We start from the raw sequence: 19,761 nt of genomic DNA on the forward strand, positions 1-19,761 counted from the left end.
TTTTTATTGTATTTTCCCTACATATTCCCTTCAAAATACGATAAAATCCCTCAGAAACTTTAACCTAAAAAATCACTCTAAGAATGACCGAATTAACCCAATACATTCCTGATGAAGGCACGATGCTCCGTTTTGGTAAAAAACTCGCAGAAGTGCTTGTAAAACAACCGAAAGATAACGCCATTGTGCTTTATTTTAATGGTGATCTTGGTGCAGGGAAAACCACCCTGACTCGTGGAATGGTGCAAGGTTTAGGCTACCAAGGCAATGTCAAAAGTCCTACTTACACGTTAGTAGAAGAATATAGCATTGCAGGGAAAATGATTTATCACTTTGATTTATATCGTCTTGCCGATCCTGAAGAATTGGAATTTATGGGCATTCGTGATTATTTCAGCCAAAATTGTATCTGCTTAATCGAATGGGCAGAAAAAGGTGAGGGCATCTTGCCTGAGCCTGATTTATTGGTGAATATTGATTATTACGACGATGCTCGCAACATTACACTAATTGCTCAAAACTCAGTGGGCGAGCATATTTTGACACAACTATAAAATTGATTTACATGAAAGCAAAATTTTCGTTTCTTTTTGGAATATTTTCTCTAATTTCTACTACCGTATTTGCCGCACCACAATGGACAATTGCCATTGATCCCGGCCACGGCGGTAAAGATCCCGGTGCTATCGGAAAAAATTTAGGCATTTATGAAAAAAATGTCACCCTTTCTATCGCGCGAGAATTAAAAGCCTTATTAGATAAAGATCCTAATTTCAAAGGTGTTTTAACACGCAGTAGCGATTACTACATTTCCGTGCCAGAACGTTCTGAAATCGCACGTAAATATAAAGCAAATTTCCTTGTGTCTATCCATGCTGACTCCTCTCTCAATGCAGACCAACGTGGCGCATCTGTTTGGGTGCTATCCAATCGCCGTGCCAACGATGAAATGGGTCAATGGTTAGAAGATGATGAAAAACGCTCTGAGCTTTTAGGTGGCGCAGGAAAAGTACTTTCCAATAACAATGACAAATATTTAGATCAAACTGTACTCGACCTACAATTTGGTCACAGCCAACGTACAGGCTACGAACTTGGTAACAGCATTTTACGTCGCTTTGCTCGCGTAACCTCCTTAAGTCGCAGCACGCCACAACATGCGAGCCTTGGCGTATTGCGTTCACCCGATATTCCTTCTGTTCTGGTGGAAACAGGTTTCCTTTCCAATATGGAAGAAGAACAAAAACTGAATACCATTGCTTATCGTCGTCGTATTGCTTATATGATTTACGAAGGTTTGGTTGCTTATCGTAATGGTAATTTAAAAGCGATTGCAGTCCCACCTAGTGATGAGCAAGACAGCAAATCTACAAAATCAAACGATAAAAACAATGAAAAATCTGACCGCACTTCAGATGTCAAAGACAGCGGTATTCGCCATAAAGTGAAACCCGGTGAAAGCATTGGTAGTCTGGCGAACAAATATGATGTCAAAGTCAGCGAAATCATTGAGTTAAATAAACTGAAACGCAAAGAACTTTGGTTAAATGAAACCATTAAGATTCCTGATAATGGCAAAGGCAAAAAAGCGGAAGAGCCAACTAAAAAAGAAGAGAAAAACACTGAAAAATCAGACCGCACTTCCGATGTCAAAGACAGCGGCGTCCGTCATAAAGTGAAACCAGGTGAAAGCATTGGTAGTCTGGCGAACAAATATGATGTAAAAGTCAGTGAAATTATTGAATTAAATAAACTAAAACGTAAAGAACTTTGGCTGAATGAAACCATCAAAATTCCAGATAACGGCAAGGGTAAAAAGGTAGAAGAAAAACCTAAATCGGATGATAAAACCAAAGCCGATAATAAAGGAAAAAACAGCAAAATTGTTGAAGCTGAAAAAGCGGTTTCTAAAAAAGATCAAAAACAAGAAAAAGCTGAGAATAAAAAAGAGCCTGAGAAAAAAGGTAACGATAAAAAAGAGACTTCTTCAAAAGGAAATGAGAAGAAAGATGATGGCAAGAAAGAACCCCCGCTTTACCATACAGTGAAAGCCGATCAAACTATCTATGCCATCTCTCGTGAATACAATGTACCGGTTAACCGTCTTTTAAAACTGAACCCAACATTGAAAAACGGCAAAGTCGTGACTGGGCAAAAAATCAAACTTAAAGAAAAATAAGGAATCCTATGGCAATCAAAATTCTTTCTCCACAGCTGGCTAATCAGATTGCCGCAGGTGAAGTGGTCGAACGCCCTGCCTCTGTGGTGAAAGAATTAGTGGAAAACAGCCTTGATGCTGGTGCCAATAAAATTCATATTGATATTGAAAATGGTGGCGCCAGTCTGATTCGTATTCGAGATAATGGCAGTGGCATTCCTAAAGAAGAATTAAGCCTTGCGCTGGCTCGACATGCAACCAGTAAAATTGCTGTTCTTGATGATCTCGAAGCCATTTTAAGTTTAGGTTTCCGCGGTGAAGCCCTTGCCAGTATCAGCTCGGTTTCTCGTCTCACGCTTACCTCTCGCACTGCAGAGCAAAATGAAGCATGGCAAGTCTATGCGCAAGGGCGAGAGATGGAAACCACAATTAAACCTGCGTCTCATCCAGTCGGTACGACAGTTGAAGTGGCGAATCTCTTTTTTAATACACCTGCTCGTCGTAAATTCTTACGCACCGATAAAACGGAATTTGCTCATATTGATGAAGTCATTCGCCGTATTGCTTTAGCGAAATTTAATATCGCTTTTACGCTCACACATAACGGCAAAATTGTTCGACAATATCGCCCTGCAACAAATGAAGAACAACAACTAAAACGTGTTGCCGCTATTTGTGGCGATGATTTTGTTCAACATGCCTTACGTATTGATTGGAAACATGATGATTTACATCTTTCTGGTTGGGTTGCGACACCTGAGTTTACCCGTTCTCAGAATGATTTAAGCTATTGTTATATCAATGGGCGAATGGTGCGCGATAAAGTGATCACCCACGCCATTCGTCAAGCTTATGCGGAGCATTTGCATACTGAGCAATACCCTGCATTTGTGCTATTTATCGACCTCAATCCACATGATGTCGATGTCAACGTGCACCCAACAAAACACGAGGTGCGTTTCCATCAAGCGCGTTTAATTCATGATTTTATCTGCCAAGGCGTAACAAATGCACTCAATGCCATTCCTCAAGCTGAATTGGATTTAGCGCCAACGATAAATGAGACAAGAGAGCCTTCGGCTTCGTATCAAACCCACTATGAACTGAAACCCAATCGTGCGGCGGCGGGGCAAAATATTTTTGCCTCGAATTATCATCAGCCTCGTGAAAAACAATCAGAAAATCGACCGCACTTTTCAAACCGTAGTGATTACGTTCCGTCGTATGATTATCGTGAACAGCAGCCTACAAAGACTGAACAACGCTTATATGGGGAATTAGTACGTTCAACAGAAGCTTCTCAAGTTTTTACAAATTCTATTGTTGAACAACAACTCCCACAGACAAGTGAAACTGGCTATTTACGCGCATTGGCATTAATTGAAAATAAAGCATTGCTTTTACAACAAAATCAGCAGTTTTATTTGATGTCATTAGCTAAATTGCAAACCTTAAATTATGAATTAACCTTACAGCAGGGTGAAATTTCGCAACAACCGTTGCTCATTCCGATTATTTTTCGCTTAGATGAAAAACAATTTGAACAATGGAAAAAACAAAAAGCTTTTTTTCAGCAAAGTGGTTTTGAATTTATTGAAAATGAAGCACAGCTACGTCTTACATTAAATAAAGTGCCTGCAATTTTACGTACACAAAACTTACAAAAATGTGTGGTGAGCCTGCTTGCTGAACATGTAGAAAATATGCCTGATTTTCTGACCGCACTTTGTCAGACGCTAGAGATGAAACCGATTGAGGTGTTAGCGGATGCGGTCAGCTTATTAAGTGAAACGGAACGCTTACTGAATAAAACTTATCAAGAAAAATTTAATACATTACTGAAACCGATTAACTGGCAGCCTTTTTTAAGCGATTTGTAATATGACACAAAAAACTGACTCTAAACCAACCGCACTTTTTCTGATGGGACCAACAGCCTCAGGAAAAACGGATCTTGCTATTCAATTACGTCAAAGCCTGCCCGTGGAAGTGATCAGTGTTGATTCTGCATTAATTTATAAAGGGATGGATATTGGTACGGCAAAGCCTTCTAAAGAGGAACTAGCCCTTGCCCCCCACCGATTAATCGATATTTTAGATCCCGCTGAAAGTTATTCCGCGATGAATTTTCGTGATGATGCACTCAGAGAAATGGCTGATATTACCGCGCAAGGTAAAATTCCGCTTTTGGTTGGCGGCACTATGTTGTATTACAAAGCATTGATTGAAGGACTTTCCCCCCTTCCATCTGCTGATGAAAAGTTACGATTAGAAATTGAAGAAAAAGCGCAAAAACTTGGCTGGCCTGCTCTTCATCAAGAATTACAAAAAATTGATCCTATTTCTGCAGAGCGTATCAATCCAAATGATTCTCAGCGCATTAATCGTGCATTAGAAGTATTCTATTTAACGGGCAAATCATTAACGGAATTAACTGAACAAAAAGGCGAAGAATTGCCTTATCAATTTTTACAATTTGCTATTGCTCCAGAAGATCGTGCGGTGTTACATCAACGTATCGAACAACGTTTCCATAAAATGATCGAATTAGGTTTCCAAGAAGAGGTTGAAAAACTCTATCAACGAGAAGATCTCCATCCTGATTTGCCTTCTATCCGCTGTGTGGGCTATCGACAAATGTGGGAATATTTACGTGGTGACTATGATCATGAAGAAATGGTCTTCCGTGGCATTTGTGCGACTCGCCAATTAGCAAAACGACAAATCACCTGGCTGCGCGGCTGGAAAACACCATTAAATTGGCTAGATAGTCTGCAACCGCAACAAGCCAAAGAAATCGTACTACGCAAGATTGACGAACATTTTAAGGGGTAAATTATGGCGCTTTCACTTCCGCTTTCGACTGAAAAACTCATTCAACTTGGCGAAGTGCTTTGCCAACATTTCCCTGAAATGAATCTTGATAAAATAACCCAACAAATCGAGCGGGACGAAACAGATCTCACGACAGCAATCGGACAAATCAACTATGCCATCAGTCTGTCTGATTTCTTGGAAAAAGTCTTAAAAAAACACCCGCACTTTTTAGCTCAATGGTGGCAAACACCTCCTCAATTTTCAGATTGTCAACATTACGCTAACCATCTAGCTGACCAACTCTCCACTATCCAAAACGAAGAACAGCTTTACAAAACGCTACGAGATTTTCGAAATCAAGAAATGGCGAAACTAAGTTTCTGTCAAAGCTTGAATCTTGCTACCGTAGAAGAAATTTTTATTCGTCTTTCTCAACTTGCTGAAAGTCTTATCATCGGTGCGAGAGATTGGCTGTACAAACAAGCTTGCGAAGAAATGGGCACGCCTTGCGATGAAAATAGCAATCCTCAGCAACTCTATATTCTTGGTATGGGAAAATTAGGTGGTTTTGAGCTAAATTTCTCCTCTGATATTGATTTAATTTTTACCTATCCTTCACAGGGAGAAACCGTTGGTGCAAGACGAGCCGTTGATAACGCCAAATTTTTTACGCGTTTAGGACAACGTCTGATTAATGCATTGGATCAATTTACGCCTGATGGCTTTGTCTATCGTACGGATATGCGCCTTCGCCCTTTTGGCGACAGTGGTGCGCTTGCCTTAAGTTTTTCTGCGATGGAACAATATTACCAAGATCAAGGACGAGACTGGGAACGCTATGCCATGATCAAAGGGCGTATTTTAGGAGCCGATGAACAAGATCCCAATGTAAAAACCTTGCAGCAATTACTTCGTCCTTTTGTATATCGACGCTATATTGATTTTAGTGTGATTCAAGCTTTACGTGAAATGAAAGGTAAAATCGAGCGTGAAGTACGCCGCCGTGGCTTAAAAGACAATATTAAACTAGGTGCTGGCGGAATTCGAGAAATCGAATTTATTGTGCAAGTTTTTCAACTGATTCGAGGTGGACGTGAGATTAAGCTCCAACAACATGAATTGCTTAAACTTCTACCCGAAATACGGGATCTCGGTTTAATTACACCTCAGCAATATCATGAATTAAGAGAAGCTTATATCTTCCTTCGTCGCACTGAAAACGTGCTACAAGCTATTGATGATCAACAGACGCAACTTCTCCCAACAGATGAAGAAAATCGCCTTAGATTAATGGTCGCTTGTCGAGAATACACTTACTTAGATGAGAACAATCAGTCTACGATAAAATCTTATCCAATTGAAAACTGGGATGATTTCTATCAAACATTACAGGCTCACCAACAAAAAGTGCGGTCAGTTTTTGATACATTAATTGGTGAAGAAAAAGATGAACGTACCGATGACAGTAATCAGTGGATTGATTTTTTAGAAAGTGATCTCGACGATATTGAACAAATGTTGGTCGATAATCAAATTGATGATGACGCGATTTCCGATATCTTAGATAAACTTATTCAATTCAAAGAGGGGCTTGCGCGCCGTGTTATTGGCTCTCGTGGTCGAGAAGTTTTAGCTCACTTATTGCCAAATATCTTCACTCAAATATTTGAACAAAAAAATTACCGCACTTTATTGCCACGTATCCTCAATATTGTCGATAAAATTGCGAGTAGAACGACATATTTGGAATTGCTCTTAGAAAATCCTCAAGCCATTGAGCAGCTAATTGAGCTATGTGCGCAATCCCAGATGATTGCTGAACAAGTGGCTCGTCACCCTATTCTACTCGATGAATTATTAAATACTGAGGCGCTACGTAATCCATTGCCGTTCACGCAGTACCCTGACGAATTAAAGCAATATATGCTGCGATTACCGCAAGACGATGAAGAACAATTCATTGACGGTTTACGCCAATTCAAGCAATCTATTTTATTACGTGTTGCAGCCGCTGATATTCTCGGCGTATTGCCTGTTATGAAAGTGAGCGATCATCTCACTTATCTGGCAGAAGCAATCATTGATGCCGTTGTCAATTTTGCTTGGCAACAAGTCAGTCAACGATTTGGGGTCCCCGAACATCTTGTAGATAAAACTGAAAAAGGCTTTTTAGTTATTGGCTACGGTAAATTAGGCGGAATTGAACTCGGATATAAATCTGATTTGGATTTAGTCTTTTTATACCAAGCTGTTGAAGGAGTGACTGTTGGAGGGAAGAAATCCATTGATAGCAATCAATTCTATTTAAGATTGGCTCAAAAAATTGTCAGCATTTTTAGCATGAATACCAGTGCAGGTGTACTTTACGATGTTGATATGCGATTACGACCTTCAGGCGATGCAGGCTTACTAGGCTGTTCGCTTCAAGCATTTGAAAACTATCAACTCAATGAAGCATGGACATGGGAGAAACAGGCACTCGTCCGCAGTCGTGCCATTTTTGGTGAAATAGAATTAAAAGCAGAATTTGAAAAAATTCGCTGTAATGTACTTTCTGCTCAAAGAGATATTAATCAGCTAAAAATTGAAGTAAGAGAAATGCGTGAAAAAATGTACGAACATCTATCTCATACAAAAGAAGGCTTTTTTAATATCAAAACAGATCGTGGTGGTATTACCGATATTGAATTTATCGCCCAGTATCTGATGCTTGCAAATGCCCCAGCTAATCCAATATTAACTAAATGGTCTGATAACGTCCGCATTTTTGATTCCATGGCAGAATATCACATTATTTCTCTAGCTGAGTGTGAAAAACTCAAATCCTGCTACGTGACACTACGTAATAAAATTCACCACCTAAACTTATTAGGAAAGCCTGTCATTGTTGATGATTCGGTATTTGCAGAAGAAAGGGAATTTGTTTGTTCTTTTTGGAATAAGCTATTTTCTTAAAAGATTAAAGGAGTCTATCCCAATATATTTGGGATAAACTCCTTTTCATATATTCTCTACAGTAAAAACAGCCTAACTTTCTACCGTACTTTAACTTATCAAATTCAAATATAATAAAAATCCATAAACAAAACACCCCAAGCCATTCAGCTCGGGGTTCTTCTATTCAGTACCTGGCGGTGTCCTACTCTCACATGGGGAAGCCCCACACTACCATCGGCGCATCGGCGTTTCACTTCTGAGTTCGGTATGGGGTCAGGTGGGACCACCGCTCTATCGCCGCCAGGATTATTCCTTTAATAACTTCTTCTATCTCTTTCTGCTCTCACTATCTCTAGTGCTCACAACCAAACAAGCTGATTTAACTTCAAAACTTTCTCTTTCTTCTCTGAGTTTGTTTCGTCTTCTCAACACCCAAAACCCTTGAGCGTTGTATAGTTAAGCCTCTCGGGCAATTAGTATCTGTTAGCTCAACGGCTCGCACCGCTTACACACCAGACCTATCTACGTCTTAGTCTTAAACAACCCTTACTGTCTTAAAGACAGGGAGAACTCATCTCTTGGCAAGTTTCGTGCTTAGATGCTTTCAGCACTTATCTCTTCCGCACTTAGCTACCCGGCAATGCGTCTGGCGACACAACCGGAACACCAGTGGTGCGTCCACTCCGGTCCTCTCGTACTAGGAGCAGCCCCAATCAATTCTCCAACGCCCACGGCAGATAGGGACCGAACTGTCTCACGACGTTCTAAACCCAGCTCGCGTACCACTTTAAATGGCGAACAGCCATACCCTTGGGACCTACTTCAGCCCCAGGATGTGATGAGCCGACATCGAGGTGCCAAACACCGCCGTCGATATGAACTCTTGGGCGGTATCAGCCTGTTATCCCCGGAGTACCTTTTATCCGTTGAGCGATGGCCCTTCCATTCAGAACCACCGGATCACTATGACCTACTTTCGTACCTGCTCGACTTGTCTGTCTCGCAGTTAAGCTTGCTTATACCATTGCACTAACCTGACGATGTCCGACCGTCATTAGCAAACCTTCGTGCTCCTCCGTTACTCTTTGGGAGGAGACCGCCCCAGTCAAACTACCCACCAGACACTGTCCGAGACCACGTTTCGTAATCTTCGTTAGAACATCAAACGTTAAAGGGTGGTATTTCAAGGACGACTCCAACAATACTGGCGTATCATCTTCATAGTCTCCCACCTATCCTACACATCAAAATTCAATGTTCAGTGTCAAGCTATAGTAAAGGTTCACGGGGTCTTTCCGTCTAGCCGCGGGTACACCGCATCTTCACGGCGATTTCAATTTCACTGAGTCTCGGGTGGAGACAGCCTGGCCATCATTATGCCATTCGTGCAGGTCGGAACTTACCCGACAAGGAATTTCGCTACCTTAGGACCGTTATAGTTACGGCCGCCGTTTACTGGGGCTTCGATCAGGAGCTTCTCTTTCGATTACACCATCAATTAACCTTCCAGCACCGGGCAGGCATCACACCCTATACGTCCACTTTCGTGTTTGCAGAGTGCTGTGTTTTTAATAAACAGTTGCAGCCAGCTGGTATCTTCGACCGGTTCAACCTTCGCCCGCAAGGGACTACAATCTACGCCGGCGCACCTTCTCCCGAAGTTACGGTGCTATTTTGCCTAGTTCCTTCACCCGAGTTCTCTCAAGCGCCTGAGTATTCTCTACCTGACCACCTGTGTCGGTTTTCAGTACGGTTTAGATAAACCTGAAGCTTAGTGGCTTTTCCTGGAAGTGTGGTATCGGTTACTTCAGCTCCGTAGAGCCTCGTCATCATCTCTCAGTGTTAAAGAAGTCCGGATTTGCCTAAACTTCACACCTACAAACTTAAACGCACATATCCAACAGTGCGATAACCTAACCTGCTCCGTCCCCACATCGCAGTTTATCCAAGTACGGGAATATTAACCCGTTTCCCATCGACTACGCTTTTCAGCCTCGCCTTAGGGGCCGACTCACCCTGCCCCGATTAACGTTGGACAGGAACCCTTGGTCTTCCGGCGAACGGGTTTTTCACCCGTTTTATCGTTACTTATGTCAGCATTCGCACTTCTGATACGTCCAGCAGCCCTCTCGAGCCACCTTCATCCGCTTACAGAACGCTCCCCTACCCAACAGACTTTCGTCTGATGCCGCAGCTTCGGTGCTATATTTGAGCCCCGTTACATCTTCCGCGCAGGCCGACTCGACTAGTGAGCTATTACGCTTTCTTTAAATGATGGCTGCTTCTAAGCCAACATCCTAGCTGTCTAAGCCTTCCCACTTCGTTTCCCACTTAATATAGACTTTGGGACCTTAGCTGGCGGTCTGGGTTGTTTCCCTCTCCACGACGGACGTTAGCACCCGCCGTGTGTCTCCTGAGTATCACTCTTCGGTATTCGTAGTTTGCATCGGGTTGGTAATCCGGGATGGACCCCTAGCCGAAACAGTGCTCTACCCCCGAAGGTGTCCGCTCAAGGCTCTACCTAAATAGATTTCGGGGAGAACCAGCTATCTCCCGGTTTGATTGGCCTTTCACCCCCAGCCACAAGTCATCCGCTAATTTTTCAACATTAGTCGGTTCGGTCCTCCAGTTAGTGTTACCCAACCTTCAACCTGCCCATGGCTAGATCACCGGGTTTCGGGTCTATACCTTGCAACTAGACGCCCAGTTAAGACTCGGTTTCCCTTCGGCTCCCCTATTCGGTTAACCTCGCTACAAAATATAAGTCGCTGACCCATTATACAAAAGGTACGCAGTCACCCTTAAAGGGCTCCCACTGCTTGTACGTACAAGGTTTCAGGTTCTATTTCACTCCCCTCACCGGGGTTCTTTTCGCCTTTCCTTCACAGTACTGGTTCACTATCGGTCAATCAGGAGTATTTAGCCTTGGAGGATGGTCCCCCCATCTTCAAACAGGATATCACGTGTCCCGCCCTACTTATCGTTAGCTTAGTACCATGACCTGGACTTCGAGTACGGGGCTATCACCCTGTATCGCCAAACTTCCCAGCTTGTTCCTCTGTCTCTGTCATTATCACTAACAGGCTCCTTCGCGTTCGCTCGCCGCTACTAACGAAATCTCGGTTGATTTCTTTTCCTCGGGGTACTTAGATGTTTCAGTTCTCCCGGTTTGCCTCACTTACCTATGGATTCAGTAAGTGATAGTAGATTCTTCATCTACTGGGTTTCCCCATTCGGACATCTTGGATTAAACGCCTCTTATCGACTCATCCAAGCTTTTCGCAGATTAGCACGTCCTTCATCGCCTCTGATTGCCAAGGCATCCACCTTGTACGCTTAGTCACTTAACTATACAACCTCAAAAATTCTTGATGTTGTGTTTTCAACTAAACACTTGATTGCTTTTGTTCAATCAAGATTTTATTCTTACTCAGACTTTTTCTTATCCTTAAAGGACTTGAAAGTCTCTTCAGTTTTTCAGCTTGTTTCCTGGTTGTTAAAGAACAGAAGATAATAAAGTTATCTTTATTTGGCGTCCCCACGGGGATTCGAACCCCGGTTACCGCCGTGAAAGGGCGATGTCCTAGGCCTCTAGACGATGGGGACAACAAATAAAGATACTCTATCTTACATTTTGCTTACGCACTTTTCTCTCTTCATTCATTTTCTACAATATATCAATCAATCTGTGTGGACACTTATTGCCTCTCGTTTTTGGTAAGGAGGTGATCCAACCGCAGGTTCCCCTACGGTTACCTTGTTACGACTTCACCCCAGTCATGAATCATACCGTGGTAAACGCCCTCCCGAAGGTTAAGCTATCTACTTCTGGTACAACCCACTCCCATGGTGTGACGGGCGGTGTGTACAAGGCCCGGGAACGTATTCACCGCAACATTCTGATTTGCGATTACTAGCGATTCCGACTTCATGGAGTCGAGTTGCAGACTCCAATCCGGACTTAGACGTACTTTGTGAGATTCGCTCCAGCTCGCACTATCGCTTCCCTCTGTATACGCCATTGTAGCACGTGTGTAGCCCTACTCGTAAGGGCCATGATGACTTGACGTCATCCCCACCTTCCTCCGGTTTATCACCGGCAGTCTCCTTTGAGTTCCCGACCTAATCGCTGGCAACAAAGGATAAGGGTTGCGCTCGTTGCGGGACTTAACCCAACATTTCACAACACGAGCTGACGACAGCCATGCAGCACCTGTCTCAGAGTTCCCGAAGGCACCAATCCATCTCTGAAAAGTTCTCTGGATGTCAAGAGTAGGTAAGGTTCTTCGCGTTGCATCGAATTAAACCACATGCTCCACCGCTTGTGCGGGCCCCCGTCAATTCATTTGAGTTTTAACCTTGCGGCCGTACTCCCCAGGCGGTCGATTTATCACGTTAGCTACGGGCGCCAAACCTAAAGTTCAACCCCCAAATCGACATCGTTTACAGCGTGGACTACCAGGGTATCTAATCCTGTTTGCTCCCCACGCTTTCGCACATGAGCGTCAGTACATTCCCAAGGGGCTGCCTTCGCCTTCGGTATTCCTCCACATCTCTACGCATTTCACCGCTACACGTGGAATTCTACCCCTCCCTAAAGTACTCTAGCGACCCAGTATGAAATGCAATTCCCAGGTTAAGCCCGGGGCTTTCACACCTCACTTAAGTCACCGCCTGCGTGCCCTTTACGCCCAGTTATTCCGATTAACGCTCGCACCCTCCGTATTACCGCGGCTGCTGGCACGGAGTTAGCCGGTGCTTCTTCTGTAGTTAACGTCAATCACCTAGTCTATTAAACTAAATGCCTTCCTCGCTACCGAAAGAACTTTACAACCCGAAGGCCTTCTTCATTCACGCGGCATGGCTGCGTCAGGGTTGCCCCCATTGCGCAATATTCCCCACTGCTGCCTCCCGTAGGAGTCTGGGCCGTGTCTCAGTCCCAGTGTGGCTGGTCATCCTCTCAGACCAGCTAGAGATCGTCGGCTTGGTGAGCCTTTACTTCACCAACTACCTAATCCCACTTGGGCTCATCCTATGGCATGTGGCCCGAAGGTCCCACACTTTAATCTTTCGATATTACGCGGTATTAGCTACAGTTTCCCGTAGTTATCCCCCTCCATAAGCTAGATTCCCAAGCATTACTCACCCGTCCGCCACTCGTCATCAAAGAAGCAAGCTTCTTTATGTTACCGTTCGACTTGCATGTGTTAAGCCTGCCGCCAGCGTTCAATCTGAGCCATGATCAAACTCTTCAATTCAAGTTCAATCGCTCAATACTGCTGACATAAAATGTCACTACTTAAAAAAGTATTATGAATTTCTAGTTAGCACCTATTAAGACTTCAAAATTAAAAAATATTTTTAAAACAAGTCAATCAACAAGTGCCCACACAGATTGTCTGATATATTGTTAAAGAGCAAAAAACAACGACGCACTGGTTTTATAAAGCTTCACAACAGCGCGTCGTTGTGTGGGGCGTATTATAGGCATTTCAGATGCCTTTGCAAGATCTTTTTGTAAAAAAATGTAAATTTTTTTGCTATTTGCTTATAAACGCACCAACATGACGAGAAAAAATCATTTTAAAACGGTAATGCCATCAAATCCCCAAAGCGCTAATGCCTGTTCTAATTGATGTTTATTCTCTACATCTTGCGTACAAAAGACCTGATTTTTCACCTCAGATTTTGACTGCACTTCTAATTTATCAAGTAAGAACTGCAACCGCTTGGCAATAGCGAATCCTGGATCCATAAAATTCTTCACTTGAGGTAAGCAAATTTGAATTTCATCTTTAATTAAAGGGAAATGGGTACAGCCTAAACAAATCGTATCTAAATTCTCTATTGAGGCCCAAGGACTTAATTCATTTTTCAATGCAATCAAATCGACCGATTTTCCTTGGATTTTATGCTCTGCGATTTCAACCAATTTAGTTGAGCCTAATCGTTCTACTATGCAATGGGAGGCAAACTGATGAATAAGATCATTAACATAAGGGCGTTTAACCGTGCCCTTTGTTGCCAATAGACCAATATGTTTTGTTTGTGATATTTCTGCTGCAGGCTTGATGGCTGGTACGGTTCCTACAATCGGAATAGAAAATTGTTCACGTAAAGGCGGTAACACTACTGTACTCGCGGTATTACAAGCAATCACAATGGCATCAAGTGGATAATTCTGATTAATTTTTTTACAAATATCCAATGTTCGCTGAATGATTGTTTCTTCTGATTTTTCTGAATAGGGGAAACCCGCATTGTCAAAGCAATACAAATAATGGTTATCAGGCATGAGCTTTTTCGCTTCTCGATAAACGCTTAAGCCCCCCATTCCTGAATCAAAGAAAAGTACCGTTGGTTTATTCATTTATAAAACTCTTTCAAAAATAACCGCACTTTAGGCATTCGAATAAATTTCTCGATTATTTAGCCAACGGCGGATTAAACTTTCTGCCACATCCGGGTATTTCACTATTAATGCTTTAGCATAATGTTGAACGGTTGGAATCATTTTACGATCGCGCATTAAATTCGCCACCTTAAATTCGGCGATCCCTGTCTGCTTAGTGCCCAATACCTCACCCGGGCCGCGAATTTCTAAATCTTTTTCCGAAATCACAAAGCCATCTTGGCTATCGCGTAGTACCTGTAAACGTTTTTGCGACACTTTACCCAATGGCGGTTTATACATTAGGACACAAAAAGAAGCCGTGCTGCCACGTCCTACTCGCCCACGTAACTGATGGAGTTGTGATAAACCTAAGCGCTCAGCATTTTCAATGATCATAAGACTGGCATTCGGCACATCTACGCCCACTTCGATTACGGTTGTGGCCACAAGCAAATCGAGTTCTGCACTTTTAAAGGCAGCCATAATATCTTGTTTTTCTTGCGGTTTCATTCGCCCATGTACAAGACCAATTTTAAGCATCGGCAACGCTTTCGTTAAATCTTCCCAAATGGCCTCGGCTGCTTGCGCTTCTAATACTTCAGACTCATCAATTAAAGTACAAACCCAATAAGCCTGACGTTTTTCATTAATACAGGCATTCTTGACTCGAGCAACGATTTCATCTCGACGCTCTTCAGAAATAACCACTGTCGTAATCGGCGTTCGACCTGGTGGCAATTCGTCAATAATCGACGTATCAAGATCAGCATAAACCGTCATCGCTAACGTTCTCGGGATTGGTGTTGCTGTCATAATCAGTTGATGTGGATAAAATCCTGCTTTTTCGCCTTTTTCTCGCAACATTAGACGTTGATGCACACCAAAACGATGCTGTTCATCAATAATTACCAAGGCTAAATCAGCAAATTCCACTTCTTCTTGGAATAAAGCATGTGTACCCACCACCATTTGCACAGCACCTGATTTAATCTTTTCCAATTCGGTTTGGCGAGCTTTCCCTTTCACCTTACCCGCTAACCAGCCTACTTCAATACCAAAAGGTTCTAACCAACGGCGGAAATTATTTGCATGCTGTTCCGCTAAAATCTCTGTTGGCGCCATTAAAGCCACTTGTTTGCCATTATCAATCGCTAATAAGGCAGCTAAGGCTGCCACTAACGTTTTCCCTGAGCCTACATCCCCTTGAACAAGTCGCATCATCGGATAATCTTTTGCTAAATCCTGTTCAATATCGGCCACCACTCTATTTTGGGCATTGGTTGGTTGAAAAGGCAAAGATGCAAGAAAACGTTGCTTCAAATTAGTTTGATAATGCAATGGCAACGCTAAAAACTGCTGCGTACCCAACCGCACTTTTTGCATCGCAAGATTATGTGCAAGAAGCTCTTCAAAGATAAGTCGTTGCTGTGCGGGATGTTGTCCTTTCTCCAAAATATCTAATGAGATATCTGGCGGTGGACGATGCAAAAATCGAATAGCATCCTTTAGGCTAAAAGGATGTGGATTAAATTCATTAGGTAAAATTTCCGTTAATTGGATTTTATCGAGTAAAGCCAATGCTTGATCGGTTAGCTTACGTAATGAATTTTGTTTTAAACCTTCTGTTGTGGAATAAATTGGTGTGAGCGTTTCCTCTAAAACCAATGGAGCATTATCCCGTATAATTTGATACTCAGGATGATGAATTTCCGCCATAAAACGCCCGCGTTTAATTTCACCAAACGCTTTGACGCGCGTACCAATCTGAAAACTATTTTTCATCCCTACATTAAAATTGAAGAAACGAAGCATAATTTTGCTTGTTCCATCAGAGAGACTTACAGTTAAAATAGGACGGCGCCCAAAGGCAACTTCACAGGTTTGAACAACACCTTCAATGGTGGCATATTGTTCAGGACGAAGATCAGCAATGGGTGTTATTCTCGTGCGATCTTCATAACGGATAGGTAAATGAAAAAGTAAGTCTTGGAGATTATGAATTCCAAGACGGCTTAATTTATCGGAGATTGCCGCGCCTACACCAGATAAAGTGGTTAGAGGAACAGCATCGAGAAGTTGCGTGCTCATTATGCTTCATTAATATTGCGCTTCAAACGAATCACACTGGTAATTTGTTTGATTTTTCGCATAATGTTTTCTAAATGATAGATATCTCTTGCGCCGACTTGGATAATGACTAATAGCACATTATTCTCTAATTCTTCTGTCCAAATACTTTGAATATTACTTTCGCAAGTCGTGACGGCTGTCATGAGGCTACCTAATGCATTTTGCTCATTAAGCATTTCAATGTGTAATTCAGCATCAAAATTGACCGCACTTTCAGCCTCTTCCCATTTTGCGGCAGTAAAATCTTTCGTATTACTTGACGCTAAATTAGAACAAGCTTGATGATGTACCACTACACCTTTTTTCGCAGTGCTTAAGGCCACGATAGGATCACCCGGAATTGGATGACAACATTGAGCGAAAGACGCTTTCATTTCACCATCTCGGCTTAATGTTAGTGTGCTTTGCGTATTTTCAGAAACGCCATCCACATCAATTTCAATAGCTTCATCCATTAATTGGTGAGCAATAACGCTCGACATTTGATTGCCCACACCAATTTCCATAAAAAGCTCATTAAGACTTGAGAGATTCAATTCATTCAGTACTGCTTGGATTTTCTCTTCAGAAACCTCAGAGAGATAATGTGGTTTCAGGGCCATTTCTAGCTGTTTTTTACCCGTTTGAACGGCATCATCTGCACGCAATAATTTTAAGAAATGACGAATACGAGTTCTTGCGCGAGCGGTCACCACAAAGTTTAGCCAACTGACACTTGGATGAGTATTTTCACTGGTTACAATCTCAACAGTTTGACCAGACTCTAAAGCTTGTGATAACGGATAAGGTTTATGCTCTACCACTGCCGCAACGCAATGATTTCCCACATCAGAATGCACGGCATAAGCAAAATCGACAGCTGTTGCGCCCATTGGTAATTCAACGATACGACCTTTCGGCGTAAAGACATAGATTTCTTTCGGGAAGAACTCAGATTTTACATTTTCAATAAACTCAAAGGAGTTACCCACGTTTTGTTGAATATCTACCAGGCTTTGTAACCAACGTTGAGCACGTACTTGAGCAGTGGTGCTATCGTTTTTACCACCTTCTTTATACACCCAATGAGCGGTAACGCCCATTTCAGCAACCTGTTCCATTTCTTCAGTCTGAAGATGAACTTCTACGGGTACACCATGAGGGCCTATCATCGAGGTTTGTAGTGCTTGATAGCCATTTGCACGTGGCACAGCAATATAATCTTTCACTTTACCAGGGCGAGGCTTATACAAACTATGCATTTGCCCCAACCCGCGATAGCAATCATCCACCGAATTCACAATAACGCGGAAAGCATAAATATCCATAATAGAATGGAATTTCTGATCTTTCATGCGCATTTTTTGATAGATTTTATAGAGATGTTTTTCACGTCCCCAAATACGACTAGGAATGCCCGTATTCTCAAGACGTTGTGAAATATCATTAGAAATGCGTTGAATCAATTCTTGACGAGAACCACGCGCTTGTTCGACGAGCTTTTTAAGTACTTCATAACGGCGAGGATGCATTGCTTCAAAAGATAAATCTTCTAATTCATTCTTGATATGCTCGATGCCTAAACGGTGGGCTAATGGACAGTAAATCTCTAGAGTTTCTTTTGCGATACGACGACGTTTATCAGGACGCAATGAGCCCAACGTTCGCATATTATGGGTACGGTCAGCCAATTTGATTAAGACGACGCGAATATCTCGAGTCATCGCTAAAATCATTTTGCGGAAGTTTTCAACCTGCGCTTCTTGGCGGGTACGGAATTTCAATTTATCTAGTTTAGATACGCCATCAACAATTTCAGCTACACTAGCGCCAAATTCATCTTTTAATTGGGATTCGGTATAAGGGGTATCTTCGATAACATCATGCAATAATGCAGCCATGATTGCTTCATGGTCTAAATGCATTTCTGCGATGATTGAGGCTACCGCAACAGGGTGAGTAATGTAAGGTTCGCCGCTTGAGCGAAATTGTCCTTCGTGAGCATCTCGCGCAATGACGAATGCACGTTTGATTAATTCAATTTTATCGGCGGGCAAATACCCCTGAATAATTCGATCTAAATCGGCAAACAATTCCAAAGGACACCTGACTTTTTGTAGAGAGAAAGACTAGGCGATCAAAATAACTTTAATTTTGACCGCACTTTAATGAGATTATTCTGCGATTAACGCTACTGCCACTTCTTCATTACGTTGAGAAGCTGCCGCATCTAAATACTCTTTTGCATCCATGATTTCTTGGTTGATTAATCCTTTTTCGATTTCACGTAATGCGATTACAGTTGGTTTATCGTTATCTTCCGGCACTAACGGCTCACTTTGATGTAATTCTAATTGTCTCGCACGACGAGCGGCGGTTAAAATTAAATCAAAACGGTTACCAATTTTTTCTACTGCATCTTGCACAGTCACTCGAGCCATGTTTTACTCCGATGTTAAAAATAATGTCTATAAAGGGAAAATATTGTACTCAATTCAAGCTTATTTTGCTAGTAGCTGATGAATTAAGTCTGCATTTTCTGTCTGTTGATAAGCTTTGGTCAAGCGTTCTGCCTGCAAAATGCTTTGTAAATCTGCCAATGCCTGTTCAAAATTATCATTCACAATCACGTAATCATATTCATCATAATGCGAAATTTCGCTGATTGCTTTTGACATTCGCTCAGCAATAACCTCTTTGCTATCCTGTCCGCGTCCAACCAAGCGACGTTCTAATTCAGGTAATGAGGGAGGCAAAATGAAAATACTTTTTACAGAAGGTACTTTTTGGCGAATTTGCTGTGCACCTTGCCAGTCAATATCTAAAAACACATCAATGCCCTTAGCCAAGTTTTCTTCAATTGCTGGCAATGAAGTGCCGTAATAATTACCACCAAACACTTTTGCATATTCTAAGAAGTGGCCTTTTTCAATTAAGGTTTCAAATTCTTCTACGGAAACAAAATAATAATGCACACCATGACTTTCGCCTGGACGAGGAGAACGCGTTGTGTGTGAAATAGACACCATTTTTTTCGTGCCTTGATTCTTCTCTAATAACGCGGAAATTAATGATGACTTGCCCGCCCCACTTGGTGCAGAAAGAATATATAAATTACCTTGAGACATAATTGAAACCTCTTCTTGTTGTTTGTTTTTATTATACAAAAAGAAAATGAAAAGTGCGGTCAAAATTTCATTTGTTTTTCATCCTCGTTAAAAAGTGATCAAGATCACAAAAAAGTGGTATATACCCTTTTTTTTATCAAAATGCCCGTGCTATAATCCAGAAGAACTCGTTAGAGCAACGATTTTGTTTAACTTAAAAAAATAGAAGGTGAAAATCT

The 19,761-nt window shown here is 42.1% G+C and carries 10 protein-coding genes, 1 tRNA gene and 3 rRNA genes; 5 read left to right on the forward strand and 9 right to left on the reverse strand.

The annotated features are described in order from the left end of the window. Positions 1-83 precede the first annotated feature (83 nt). Genes tsaE through glnE form a run of 5 tightly spaced genes read left to right on the forward strand, consistent with a single transcriptional unit; the run spans position 84 to position 7,930 of the window. Positions 84-554: a tRNA (adenosine(37)-N6)-threonylcarbamoyltransferase complex ATPase subunit type 1 TsaE gene (tsaE, locus tag PARA_RS10105; RefSeq protein WP_014065700.1), complete on the forward strand. Its 471-nt coding sequence runs from the start codon at positions 84-86 to the stop codon at positions 552-554. 11 nt (positions 555-565) lie between these two features. Beyond that, positions 566-2,179, forward strand: coding sequence for an N-acetylmuramoyl-L-alanine amidase (locus tag PARA_RS10110; RefSeq protein ID WP_014065701.1), 1,614 nt, complete (start codon positions 566-568; stop codon positions 2,177-2,179). Between the two features lie 8 nt (positions 2,180-2,187). Further along, entirely contained in the window at positions 2,188-4,038 is a 1,851-nt protein-coding gene (gene mutL / locus PARA_RS10115; RefSeq protein ID WP_014065702.1) for a DNA mismatch repair endonuclease MutL, read from the forward strand. Position 4,039: 1 nt separating this feature from the next. Then, positions 4,040-4,993 (forward strand): tRNA (adenosine(37)-N6)-dimethylallyltransferase MiaA, encoded by a 954-nt coding sequence (miaA, locus tag PARA_RS10120; RefSeq protein ID WP_014065703.1) that lies wholly within the window; start codon positions 4,040-4,042, stop codon positions 4,991-4,993. Between the two features lie 3 nt (positions 4,994-4,996). Further along, a complete protein-coding gene (gene glnE / locus PARA_RS10125) occupies positions 4,997-7,930 on the forward strand; it encodes a bifunctional [glutamate--ammonia ligase]-adenylyl-L-tyrosine phosphorylase/[glutamate--ammonia-ligase] adenylyltransferase (protein ID WP_014065704.1) in 2,934 nt (977 codons plus the stop codon). A gap of 171 nt (positions 7,931-8,101) precedes the next feature. Here glnE and rrf read toward each other — a convergent pair. From rrf to gmk, 9 genes are all read right to left on the reverse strand, one after another. Continuing rightward, a 5S ribosomal RNA gene (rrf, locus tag PARA_RS10130) occupies positions 8,102-8,217 on the reverse strand. 147 nt (positions 8,218-8,364) lie between these two features. Further along, positions 8,365-11,262: ribosomal RNA gene (locus PARA_RS10135) — 23S ribosomal RNA — on the reverse strand. Between the two features lie 180 nt (positions 11,263-11,442). Beyond that, positions 11,443-11,518 (reverse strand) — tRNA-Glu (locus tag PARA_RS10140). Positions 11,519-11,630: 112 nt separating this feature from the next. Beyond that, positions 11,631-13,170: ribosomal RNA gene (locus PARA_RS10145) — 16S ribosomal RNA — on the reverse strand. The 16S, 23S and 5S rRNA genes sit together here with 1 tRNA gene alongside, the layout of an rRNA operon. A 320-nt stretch (positions 13,171-13,490) precedes the next feature. Beyond that, positions 13,491-14,282, reverse strand: a complete 792-nt coding sequence (gene murI, locus PARA_RS10150) for a glutamate racemase (protein WP_014065705.1) — start codon at positions 14,280-14,282, stop codon at positions 13,491-13,493. Positions 14,283-14,312: 30 nt separating this feature from the next. Further along, positions 14,313-16,394 carry an ATP-dependent DNA helicase RecG gene (gene recG / locus PARA_RS10155; protein WP_014065706.1) on the reverse strand — a complete coding sequence of 694 codons (2,082 nt, stop codon included), beginning with the start codon at positions 16,392-16,394 and terminating at the stop codon, positions 14,313-14,315. Further along, on the reverse strand, positions 16,394-18,514 hold the full coding sequence (gene spoT / locus PARA_RS10160) for a bifunctional GTP diphosphokinase/guanosine-3',5'-bis pyrophosphate 3'-pyrophosphohydrolase (protein ID WP_014065707.1): 2,121 nt from the start codon (positions 18,512-18,514) through the stop codon (positions 16,394-16,396). The genes recG and spoT overlap by 1 nt, the downstream gene beginning before the upstream one ends. A gap of 75 nt (positions 18,515-18,589) precedes the next feature. After that, positions 18,590-18,856, reverse strand: a complete 267-nt coding sequence (gene rpoZ, locus PARA_RS10165) for a DNA-directed RNA polymerase subunit omega (RefSeq protein ID WP_005698386.1) — start codon at positions 18,854-18,856, stop codon at positions 18,590-18,592. A gap of 60 nt (positions 18,857-18,916) precedes the next feature. Next, positions 18,917-19,543, reverse strand: a complete 627-nt coding sequence (gene gmk, locus PARA_RS10170) for a guanylate kinase (protein WP_041918290.1) — start codon at positions 19,541-19,543, stop codon at positions 18,917-18,919. Positions 19,544-19,761 lie beyond the last annotated feature (218 nt).

The sequence above is a fragment of the Haemophilus parainfluenzae T3T1 genome (assembly GCF_000210895.1).
Classification (GTDB): domain Bacteria; phylum Pseudomonadota; class Gammaproteobacteria; order Enterobacterales; family Pasteurellaceae; genus Haemophilus_D; species Haemophilus_D parainfluenzae_A.

Bases quoted from the DNA above. Each gene is read 5' to 3' on its own strand.
- tsaE (WP_014065700.1), top strand. From the start codon at position 84: ATGACCGAATTAACCCAATACATTCCTGATGAAGGCACGATGCTCCGT.
- PARA_RS10110 (WP_014065701.1), top strand. From the start codon at position 566: ATGAAAGCAAAATTTTCGTTTCTTTTTGGAATATTTTCTCTAATTTCT.
- mutL (WP_014065702.1), top strand. From the start codon at position 2,188: ATGGCAATCAAAATTCTTTCTCCACAGCTGGCTAATCAGATTGCCGCA.
- miaA (WP_014065703.1), top strand. From the start codon at position 4,040: ATGACACAAAAAACTGACTCTAAACCAACCGCACTTTTTCTGATGGGA.
- glnE (WP_014065704.1), top strand. From the start codon at position 4,997: ATGGCGCTTTCACTTCCGCTTTCGACTGAAAAACTCATTCAACTTGGC.
- murI (WP_014065705.1), bottom strand. From the start codon at position 14,282: ATGAATAAACCAACGGTACTTTTCTTTGATTCAGGAATGGGGGGCTTA.
- recG (WP_014065706.1), bottom strand. From the start codon at position 16,394: ATGAGCACGCAACTTCTCGATGCTGTTCCTCTAACCACTTTATCTGGT.
- rpoZ (WP_005698386.1), bottom strand. From the start codon at position 18,856: ATGGCTCGAGTGACTGTGCAAGATGCAGTAGAAAAAATTGGTAACCGT.
- gmk (WP_041918290.1), bottom strand. From the start codon at position 19,543: ATGTCTCAAGGTAATTTATATATTCTTTCTGCACCAAGTGGGGCGGGC.